The organism is Rhodopirellula maiorica SM1, assembly GCF_000346295.1.
GTDB lineage: Bacteria > Planctomycetota > Planctomycetia > Pirellulales > Pirellulaceae > Novipirellula > Novipirellula maiorica.
Window position 1 is genome coordinate 1 of the sequence record NZ_ANOG01000370.1, and the last position, 10,449, is coordinate 10,449.

5 protein-coding genes are annotated in these 10,449 nt (G+C 55.0%); 1 reads left to right on the plus strand and 4 read right to left on the minus strand.

The window, feature by feature from the left end:
* The coding region (locus RMSM_RS11905; RefSeq protein ID WP_236622103.1) for a class I SAM-dependent rRNA methyltransferase at positions 1–863 on the plus strand (863 nt) is incomplete at its 5' end.
* Here the strand turns inward: RMSM_RS11905 and sucD are convergent.
* The 4 genes from sucD to RMSM_RS11925 form a co-directional block, all read right to left on the minus strand.
* Positions 860–1,738, minus strand: coding sequence for a succinate--CoA ligase subunit alpha (gene sucD, locus RMSM_RS11910; RefSeq protein ID WP_008695942.1), 879 nt, complete (start codon positions 1,736–1,738; stop codon positions 860–862). The two genes, RMSM_RS11905 and sucD, sit on opposite strands and share 4 nt — an antisense overlap.
* 143 nt (positions 1,739–1,881) lie before the next feature.
* The gene (gene sucC, locus RMSM_RS11915; RefSeq protein ID WP_040765928.1) at positions 1,882–3,069 is read right to left on the minus strand and encodes an ADP-forming succinate--CoA ligase subunit beta; all 1,188 of its coding nucleotides are present in this window, start codon (positions 3,067–3,069) and stop codon (positions 1,882–1,884) included.
* A gap of 220 nt (positions 3,070–3,289) precedes the next feature.
* Positions 3,290–4,759 carry a DUF1501 domain-containing protein gene (locus RMSM_RS11920; protein WP_008695947.1) on the minus strand — a complete coding sequence of 490 codons (1,470 nt, stop codon included), beginning with the start codon at positions 4,757–4,759 and terminating at the stop codon, positions 3,290–3,292.
* 42 nt (positions 4,760–4,801) lie between these two features.
* Positions 4,802–9,919, minus strand: a complete 5,118-nt coding sequence (locus RMSM_RS11925) for a DUF1549 domain-containing protein (RefSeq protein ID WP_008695950.1) — start codon at positions 9,917–9,919, stop codon at positions 4,802–4,804.
* Between the last annotated feature and the right edge of the window lie 530 nt (positions 9,920–10,449).

Here is a 10,449-nt window from a genome sequence, read left to right on the forward strand (position 1 = left end):
TTATCGATTTCGGCGACGGGCTAAAGCTCGAATCGCTAGGTGGTTATCTGGTTTCTCGTCCATCGCCCGCAGCCGAAGGGACTCGGCCACGACACCCGCACCGCTGGGCGGATGCCGATGCGGTCTATGACGTGCAGCAGCGACGATGGACTCACCACTCCGCTTGGCCCGAGTCGCTGACATTGGACTGCGGCAATTTCAGCATGCCGGTACGCCCCACTCCCTTTGGCCACATTGGATTATTTCCCGAGCAAACCAAAAATTGGCAGTGGTTGTCGAGCGAGCCTCAACCGAACGAACCGCTCGCACTGAATCTATTTGCCTACACCGGGGCAAGCACGATGGCGCTAGCACGTGCTGGTTTTTCGGTCGTCCACGTCGATGCGGCCAAGCCCAATGTGACAGCCGCGAAAATCGCAGCGGAAACCAACCAGCTAAGCGACGCACCGATCCGGTACCTTGTCGACGACGCTGCAAAATTTGCAGCACGCGAAGTTCGCCGCCAACGGCAGTACCATACCATTGTGATGGACCCGCCTGCCTATGGTCATTCACCGAAAGGGAAAACGTGGCGGTTAGAGCGGGATCTATGGCCGCTGCTGGACGATTGTCTTGAACTGATCGATCCGATGCATTTCCGGATGCTGATCACGGGACACTCTCCTCAAGTCGACGCCAGCGATGTGGTGGAATACTTGATGCGGTCGGCGGTCATCAAAGCGGCGCAAAAAAAGATCGGCTCCGTATCAAAACGGGCCGATCAACAATTCAAGATCAATCAGGACGCAGTCTCGACGCGGGATTTTATGTCCGCGCCCAAAGCAGCGGCTAATCACGACGGGGTCGCCGCGGAGAGCGATTAGCCTTTGCGAGCGATCGCGTCGACAACGGCTTGGCCCATATCGGCCGGTGTGGGGGCGACAACGATACCCGCATCTTCCAATGCCGCGACCTTTTCTTCGGCCGTTCCCTTACCACCGCTAATGATCGCACCGGCGTGCCCCATTCGTTTTCCGGGAGGGGCGGTACGACCGGCGATGAACGCGGCCACTGGCTTGGTGACATTGGCTTTGGCAAATGCGGCGGCTTCTTCTTCGGCCGATCCACCAATTTCACCGATCATCAAGATGGCTTCGGTTTGATCGTCTTCTTGGTACAGCTTCAGCAGGTCGATAAAGCTAGTGCCGACGATCGGGTCGCCACCAAGTCCAACGCAGGTGCTTTGCCCAAGACCGAGGCTGCTGGTTTGCCAAACGGCTTCGTAAGTCAAAGTTCCACTGCGGCTCATCACACCGACCTTGCCTGGGTTATGAATATAACCCGGCATGATGCCGATCTTGCATGAACCAGGCGTGATCAAACCAGGACAGTTGGGGCCGATCAGAATCGAGTTGCTTGCTCGCACTTTTTCGTAGACGCGAACCATGTCGATGACAGGCACGCCTTCGGTGATCGCGGCAATGATTTCGATCCCGGCGTCGACCGCTTCGAGGATCGCATCGGCGGTAAAGGGCGGCGGCACGAAGATCATCGTCGCGTTCGCGCCGGTTTTATCGACAGCCTCTTCGACTGTATCAAAAACAGGAATGCCTTCGACGTTTTGGCCGCCTTTGCCCGGGGTGACTCCGCCGACCATTTGGGTGCCGTAGTCACGACACCCTAGACTATGGAACGTGCCGGCGTTGCCTGTGATGCCTTGGCAGATGACTTTTGTGTTTCCGTCAACCAGAATGCTCATGACCGAATGACTATTGTAGAGAACGTGTAGGAATGGAATGTGGAACCGACTTGGTGATGGTCATCCGCCGCGAATGGCGGCGGATTTGACGCGGTTTTGCCTGTTGCCGTGGCTCATGCCCACGGCTGACTGAGCCCGCCGCATTAACCCGCAGCGGCAGCCACGATTTTCTTGGCTGCGTCAGTGATGTCGGTCGCGTTGATGACATCCACGTCGCTTTCGGCAAGCATCTTGCGGCCTTCTTCGACCTCGGTGCCTTCGAGACGGACGACCAAGGGAACGTTAAAGCCAACCGTCTTGCTCGCTTCGATCAATGCCGATGCAATCGTGGTACAGCGTGCAATTCCGCCAAAGATGTTGACAAGCACGCCCTTGCAGTTGGGGTCCGACAACAAAATCCGAAAAGCTTCGGTCACTTGCTGAGCGTTCGCTCCGCCGCCGACATCGAGAAAGTTTGCCGGTTTGCCACCGTGGTATTTGATGATGTCCATCGTCGACATCGCCAAACCTGCACCATTGACGAGGCAACCAATGTTGCCTTCGAGTTTAACGTAGCTAAGTCCCGAATCGCTCGCACGCACTTCGCTTGGTTCTTCTTCGGACAAATCGCGTAGTTCGAGCAAGTCCTTGTGGCGGAACATCGCATTGTCATCGAAGGTAATCTTCGCGTCCAAAGCAACCATTTCACCGCTGCCGGTGATCACAAGCGGGTTGATTTCCGCCATCGCACAATCGTAATCGACAAAGAAGCGGCAAATCGCTTTCATAAATTTGAAGGCTGCCTTGGCCGCCGCGCCTTCGATTCCCAGCTTTTTGCAAAGCTTGCGAACTTGGAACGCATCCAAACCCACGGCGGGGTCGAAATGTTCCTTGAAGATCAATTCCGGAGTTTCTTCGGCAACTTTTTCGATCTCCACACCGCCTTCGGTGCTGACCATCAATACCGGGCGAGACGCTTCGCGGTCGACCACGATGCCGAGGTACAATTCGCGGGCGATATCGCAACCAGCTTCGACAAAGACTTGATTAACGACTTTGCCTTCTTCGCCGGTCTGGATGGTGACCAACGTTTTGCCGAGCAAACCGTTCGCAGCCGCACGCGCTTCGTCGGCACTTTTGACGAGCACAACGCCGCGTTGCTCTGGGGTATCGATAATGGTTCCCTTACCGCGTCCGCCCGCATGGATTTGGGCTTTGACAACAGCAATGGAACCGCCGAGTTTGTCAAATGCGGCAGCCGCTTCGTCAGCGGTCTTTGCGACATGTCCTTCTAAAACCGGCACACCAGCTTTGCGGAACAGTTGCTTGCCTTGATATTCGTGAATCTTCATCGACTTTAAGGGGGCTTTCGCGCTCGCGCACAAGGGAAACGTTTCCGAGAAGCTAAAAATATACGTTTCCAACGCGAACTGAGGAACCATAGCGCCAACTTTGTCAGGCCTGGAAGTTCCAAAAGTTTTGCCGATTCCTCTTCACACGCTGCTGTCAGCCCGATTGCCGCCAAATTTTGACGGAAATGTTCTCAAGAACGGAATCCTCGCCCCACCCCCATCATGCCATCAACGCTGAAATTGCCTCGGCTTTGACTAATTCACGGGGTTGATTCAGGTGGTTGTAGACGATTGTCTCTGGCGCAATTCCAAAGCTGTGGTAAATCGTCGCTAATAGCTCTGCCGGATGCACTGGGTTTTCCAGCGGTGCCGACGCGGTCTTGTCGCTCTTGCCGTGGATGTACCCGCGTTTGGTTCCCGCCCCCGCCATCACCGCGGTGTAGCAATATGGCCAATGATCGCGGCCGTCATCGCTGTTGTTATTTCCGCTGGTGCTGACGCCCCGCTGAGGACTGCGACCAAATTCGCCTACCGCCACGACCAACGTGTCCTCGAGCAATCCGCGAGTATCCATGTCGGTGATCAGAGTCGACAATGCTGAATCAAGCATCGGAGCCGATTGGTCTTTCATCCGTTTGCTAAGCCCGGTGTGGTGATCCCACGAGTGATTGTCGCTGTTGGCGACCTTGGGCCAAATGACTTCGACCACACGAGTGCCCGCTTCGACCAATCGTCGAGCCAACAAACAACTCTGACCGAAGGTATTGCGTCCATAAGCGTCACGGATCTCGTCGGATTCGGCTGACAAATTAAACGCATCGCGTGCACGCCCCGAAACGATCAATGACAACGCTTGGTCGTAGTACTGATCCAATTCGAACGACTCAACCGCCTCGTTGATCTGAGGCATCTGTGCATTCAAGAGATCCCGGAGTCTTGCTCGCCGCTGCAACCGGACGCTGAACACCTCCGGACGCAATTGCAGATCATCGATCTTGATGCGGCTCATCTTGTCCATATCCATGTCGTCTCCATCGGGATAGAGCGTGTACGGATCAAACGCTTTGCCGAGGAACCCCGCAGTACCTCCCTTGCCGACGACGTTGGATTCTTGAAGCGGTCGCGGCAGCATGACAAACGGAAGCATCGGTTCATCCAACGGACGCATCTTGACGATGTTGCTGCCAAAATTAGGAAAGTCCTTTGGCGATGGCGGTTCGAGCTGCCCCGACGGACTGACCTTGTCGGTCGTATAGCCGGTCATCATTTGGTAAATCGCCGCGGTGTGATTGAACAAACCATTGGGCGTATAAGACATCGACCGAATCATCGTGAAGCGATCGTTCACCTGGCTCAGTTGCGGTAGGTTTTCAGTGAACTTCACTCCAGGGATCTTGGTGCTGATCGGCTTGAAAACACTCTTGGCGTTATCGGGCAGATTTTCTTTGGGATCCCACAAATCCAATTGGCTCGGTCCGCCCTGCAGATACAGCAGGATGATGCTCTTCGCTTTGCCCCATCCCGGACCGCCGACATGTTTTTCCGAAGCCGCCGCGTTTTGCATTTTCAACAGTGATGGCAATGACAAACCGAGCATGCCACAACCACCCACTCGCAGAAACGTGCGACGTGTTGGCGAGAGATGCGGATCGCAAAGATCTTTGGCTTTAAACCCTTTGAATGACAACATCGTTCGTTCTCTCGGTTAATTGGGACGGCGGTGGAGGAGGGCTCAGTGATTGAACAGGAACGCAGGGCTATTGATCAGCGCCCACGCCAAATCTTCGGCCGCTGTCAAACGGACATTGCCGAGTTGTTTCGTGCTTTCAGCAAGATCTTTGCGAAGCTGGACCAATGCAGGATCGTCTGCGGTTGCGATCGACAGATTCTCTTGGCGTTGCTGCAATTTCACCAGCACCGGGTCCGCTGGAACCGGCTTACGCGCTTCGGCCAACGACGCACGCAAATCGGCAATCGCTGGGTCGGTGGCCGCCCCATAGTCGATGATCAACTTGGTCACCGCTTCGCTGCGCTGGTCCGACGGAGTGGATAGCGCCGCGGCAATGGATTCACTCTGGCTGAGCGGAATGTCGCCTTGAGCCGTGGTGGCCGAGATGCGAAATAAACCCAAACGATGTTTCACTGCGTTGTGGAATTGATGTAGATCAAACGTCAAAGTACATCCGTCGGGATTTGCAATCGGAGTTTTCAATTGAAACGTCGCCCAGTGCACGACGCCTAACGAAGGAGATACGGCCCATCCGCCTTGGTCATTTGTTTTCCCATCAAACGTAGTGCTAATGTCAAAACCACTTTGGGTGAAATCGGCTTGTGCCTTGGCAATTTCGACCTTTTCCGGCTTTTGAACTTTGCCGTTGTTTTGCACATGGATGACCAATTCGGTAACGACAAAGTTACCGTTGTCGGGCAACCCGGGGCCGCCGGCAGGCAGATCGGCAGCCGGCAAGGCTTCCAACCGAAACCCCGTGATCTGCTTCAGCGTCGTCGGCATCTTGATCGTGTAGATGCCTTTGTCGGCGCTGCCCGATGCTCGGACGGAACGGTCTGGCTGCGGCGTCAACACCGCTTTGTTCGATGCCGACAATTCGCTCGCCGCTAAAGGATGCCATTCGACATTGGACGCACCGGCAAATCGTTTTTCGGTAGTCGTGATCAAGTTGTCTTGTGCTTCATTCAGTGCTTTTTCAGCCGCGGCGACCCGTTTGGCTCGCTCTTCTTCGAGCCGTGTTCGTTCGGGCTTGATTGCCTCGGTACGCTTGGCAATCTGCGAGACAACCTCGGCAAGTTTCGTTTCGCGAACGGCTTCGAGTTCAGCCCGTCGAATCTTCCAATCGGCTTCGGACTTCGCAACCTGCTTTTGCAAAGCATCGTGATCCGTTTGAACTTGGCCGATAATGCTCTGAAACGCCGTGACTTCGGGTTCGCTGGGGCGACGTCCGATCGCTCGCAAGAAAACCTCTTCGGCGAGTGTTTCGTCATCAGGGCAGTCTTGGACGATTTTGGCAAGTTCGTTTTGCGGATCCGAGATCGCGGTGCCAATTGTCGGGCCACTGATCAGTGCCATCACTGGTCCGAGCTGTAGATCCGAGGAACGTTCACATTCGCATGCACTTTCGCGAGCCGGTCGTCCCAGGTTCTGCAGGAATCCATCGGCAAGCTTCACCCCGGAATCGGGTAACGCCGCGGCACGTGTTCCCTTGGCCATTCCGGGAATCGAGCTGACCGCTCCGGTGACCTGATGCACGGCATCGTAAATCACTTCGGCTGGCAATCGCCGTGGCATTGCATGCGAGTAATTCAGATGATCGTCTTCGTTTAGCGGATTCGACTCGATACTCAATTGATAGGTCCGGCTATTGCAAATCAAACGATGCATCGCCCGCGTATCGAACCCAGATTCAACAAAGTGGTCGGTCAAGAAGTTCAACAGTTCCGGGTTCGTTGGCGGATTGCCGGCGCGAATGTCGTCGATCGGTTCGATCAAGCCAACGCCAAGTAGATAGCCCCATAATCGGTTGACATAACTACGAGCAAAATAGGGATTGTCGGCATCGGTCATCCAGCGTGCAAGCTGCTCGCGACGCGACGCATCGTCGCTCGTTTCATGTTCGACGGCAAACGGAAAATCGGGGGCAACGATATCCCCGGTCCTGCCGTGCTTGATTTCACCATCGGCTTTGTCGGCCACGATTTCAAATAGCGGCTTTGCACCTTCGACCGCCGACCCACCGATCTTGCGATTACCTGACGCTGGATCTTTCTTCAAATCGACCTGAGCAAAGTAGGCGGACAGCTGAAAGTACTGGTCTTGGGTCCACCGTTCAAACGGATGATCGTGGCACTTGTTGCAATTGAAGCGGATGCCCAAGAACAAATGCGTGGTGTTTTCCATCGTATCCTCAGGCGTCCGCAGCACTTTGAAATACGAAGCTGGAGGATTTTCGTTGTTCGATCCGCTCGCCGTTAGCACCTGGCGAACAAATTGGTCATAAGGCCGATTTTCAGCAACACAGGTGCGAATCCATTCTCGAAACTTCGTGCTGCCTTCGACGCCAAGAAATTTTCGATTGACCTGCAATAGGTCGCACCATTTGTTAGTCCAGTAGGCAACATAGGGCTCACTACCGATCAAGTCATCAATCACCTGGGCTCGCTTCACGCGTGATTCGGTCGAGTCCGCTAAGAACGATTTGACCTGTTCGCTCGTAGGCAACAATCCCGTCAAATCAAGATGGACACGGCGAAGGAATGTCGCGTCATCACACAGCGGACTTGGCACGACTTTGACTCGCTGCCATTTTTGGGCGACCAGTTCATCGATCGTGTTGTAGGTGACCAGTGCGGGATCTTCGTAGCCGGAGCGATCGCCCATCACGGTCAACGTTGTCGCGGCGTAGGCCCCTTCGAAACGAGCGAGGATGGGAGCTTCGCCACGACGAACCGCCGTTAGCAGTCCTTTTGCATCGGCCGTGGCAACCTCGGAATTCCCGCTTTCGATAAACGCCTCGCGGGTAACGTCACGCACGGTGCCGTTGCGATAGGTGGCAACCACGCGGACTTGTTGACGCGACTTGATCGCCTGGACAGTAGGATTGGCGGGAAAAATTTCGATCGACGCAACACGCGGTGACTGTAGATTGACTTGGCTTCCATCAGCAATCCAGCGACGTAGGATGGCATGATTGGGATCTCCGTCGACCATCAGCACGCCACCTTGATGCGGCGTCAAACCAAGCGGTTTTCTCAGCATCAACGAATCGTCTGGCGAAGCCGGGTTGATCCGCCGAGCCGCCAAGTCGTCTTTGAGTGCTCGCAAGTCGAACACGGGATCATAACCCCGAAGCGACAAACGAAATCCATTTTTGCCTTTCTGGGCTCCGTGGCAGGTTCCTTGATTACACCCTAAGCGACTGAGCACGGGATTGACGTCGTGAATGTAATCGACCGCCCCGGCGGAGACGTCATTGTCGTCCAAGCGGACTTCGACAGGAACGGTTTTTGTTAGCTCGCCAACGCGAACCACGAACTCGCCGTGCCCTTGATCGATCGGTCGAATCAAACCACGTTGATTGATTGCAATCAGCGGGGGAACGCGGACGTCGCAGTGACGCGTTACATCCACGATTGTCTCGTCCGTCAGCGTCGCCATCACCACGATTTGGCTATAGGCATACGGAGAATCCAATCGGATCGTCTCGGGATAGACCGTCAATCCGCGAGCAGCTTTAACATTTACGGCCAAATCAGCATCCATCGCCGCCCCATCCGGCAACGACGCTTCCTTCGTGGCCTGCATCTGCATCCACGCCTTGGCATCAAAAGCACTGTGTAGGGCATTCGTTTCGGATTCGATCGCAACAATTGGAACCTCGGACACTCGTGATCCGTCGGCATCCATCCGCCGCAGCACCGCATCGTTACCCGAAAACATCAAACGGTTGTCACTCGAGAAACGAATCGCGTAAACTGCCGCGGTATCGCTACTCCACCTCGCGATCTCGCTGGTTTCCTTGGACTGATAAGCCGCCAGCAATTGTTTTTCTTTGGCCGAGCGTTGTGGTGCCCGTTTGGCCATGATTTTTTTGACTTCGTCCGACAAGGTCCCCACAAAGTCGTACTTCCAAACACGTACTTCGCTGCGACCATCAAGCGTCGACGCAGCGGCTAAGCGAGAGCCATCGGGGCTGATTGCGACGCTAAAGATTCGGCCAGGCATTTCTGGCAGATTGCGGATCAAGTTGGCATCGTCGCCAATTTTGCGAGCGGTTTCGCGGAACACACGGTAAACCTTGGCAACACCGTCCGCACCGCCAATCAAGATTTCGTTTCGCTCGGGATGGATCGCAATACTATTGAGTCCCCCGGACAATGCTCCCGGAGTGATCGAGGTGATGTTGTCCACAAACCGCTCGGTCGCAACTTCGGTTAACTTGCACGACATGTCGCGCGCGACCGAAATCAAATGAGTTCCATCGGGTGTGAACACCGTGTCGCGAACCCAATCGTCATGCGCCCCTTGAAACAGCACCTGTTCGCCCGATTCAGTATCGATGGCGCGAACGACATTGTCCGTTGCACCGAATGCAAGCTTGCTTCCATCCGGTGACCAGCTAGCGCCGCTGAGGGTGTCATGTGTCATCGGCAACGACATGCGTAATTCATGTGCTGCGACATCCCAGATTTGTACTTCGCCTTGTACCCCAGGCGTTCCTCCGATCGCGGCGATCCGTTTCCCATCAGGCGAAAAGCGGACCGCATTGATACGTGGACTCATTCCTATCAATCGCGAGATGGTTTCCCCGTTCTCGCTATTGAGCAGAATGACTTCGTGAAACCCCGCGACGGCAATCTGTTTTCCGTCGGGTGAAACATCGATCGAAGGCAGCGTCGGTGGACCGACATATACGGGCGGATTGTCGGGGGTGAACACTGGCTCCGCGGCAGCTTGCGAATCGTCCTGCGCTCCGTCGGCGATCCACTGCCGTATCGTTTCGATCTCGATTGCGTGTAGTGGCTCGGCCGGAGATTTCGGCATCTCTGCATGCCCATCGACGGGCGTGATTTGGTCGATCAAATAACTCGCGTCGGGTTTGCCTGGCACAATCGCCGGCGATCCACTCTCACCGCCTGTGACCAACGACCTAAAATCGGTCATGCGGTACTGGCCGAGCTGCTTAGCGGCCTGATGACATCCAAAACACTTGTTGCGAAAAATGGGCTCAACGTCCCGAGCGTAACTCGGCGACGGCTTGGCAGCGGTGGACTCGTTCGCGACTAAGTCCACGCAGATCAGGGAAACGACTGCGAACAAGATCGTTCGATAGGCCATGGCATTACTCGTGCTGACAGAGTTCGGCTGACAGAGTTCGTTTGCACGCAGGTCTCTGTATGCAATGCCAACAGCGTTTTTCGACTTCGTGCTTGTGCATCAGCATCAAACCAGAAGCAGTGAGAGCGATTGGATTTCAGAGAACAGCGAGTCTGATAACGCCAATCCAGTATCAGTACGCTACAGCCTGATACGAGTAGCCCAAAGAATGGGCGGGCGGGAGTCGGTCGGATCTCGCTTAGCGTGAGATCACAAACCGCTAATTCATGATATCGGGAGCTTCGTGCTCGTCAACACTTTTGACGCCGTGTAAACTCTGATTGTTCGAGAATTCGAAATCCGAAAAAAACGACATTGGATCGCACTCGATTCCTACAAAACCTCACCTTTAACCTCCCTCCGATCGTTGAGAGACCTCATGAAACGTAGCGTTTTCCACTCTTTGACTCGCCTTACCCTGCTGAGCGGCCTCGGATTATCGGTCGCATTTTCGGCTTCATCGCTCGCCGCCGAAGAGTACCTCAACGGGA

What these genes read in the sequence shown, in the direction of transcription:
- RMSM_RS11920 (WP_008695947.1), bottom strand. Translation starts at nt 4,759, where the DNA reads ATGTTGTCATTCAAAGGGTTTAAAGCCAAAGATCTTTGCGATCCGCAT.
- RMSM_RS11925 (WP_008695950.1), bottom strand. Translation starts at nt 9,919, where the DNA reads ATGGCCTATCGAACGATCTTGTTCGCAGTCGTTTCCCTGATCTGCGTG.
- sucC (WP_040765928.1), bottom strand. Translation starts at nt 3,069, where the DNA reads ATGAAGATTCACGAATATCAAGGCAAGCAACTGTTCCGCAAAGCTGGT.
- sucD (WP_008695942.1), bottom strand. Translation starts at nt 1,738, where the DNA reads ATGAGCATTCTGGTTGACGGAAACACAAAAGTCATCTGCCAAGGCATC.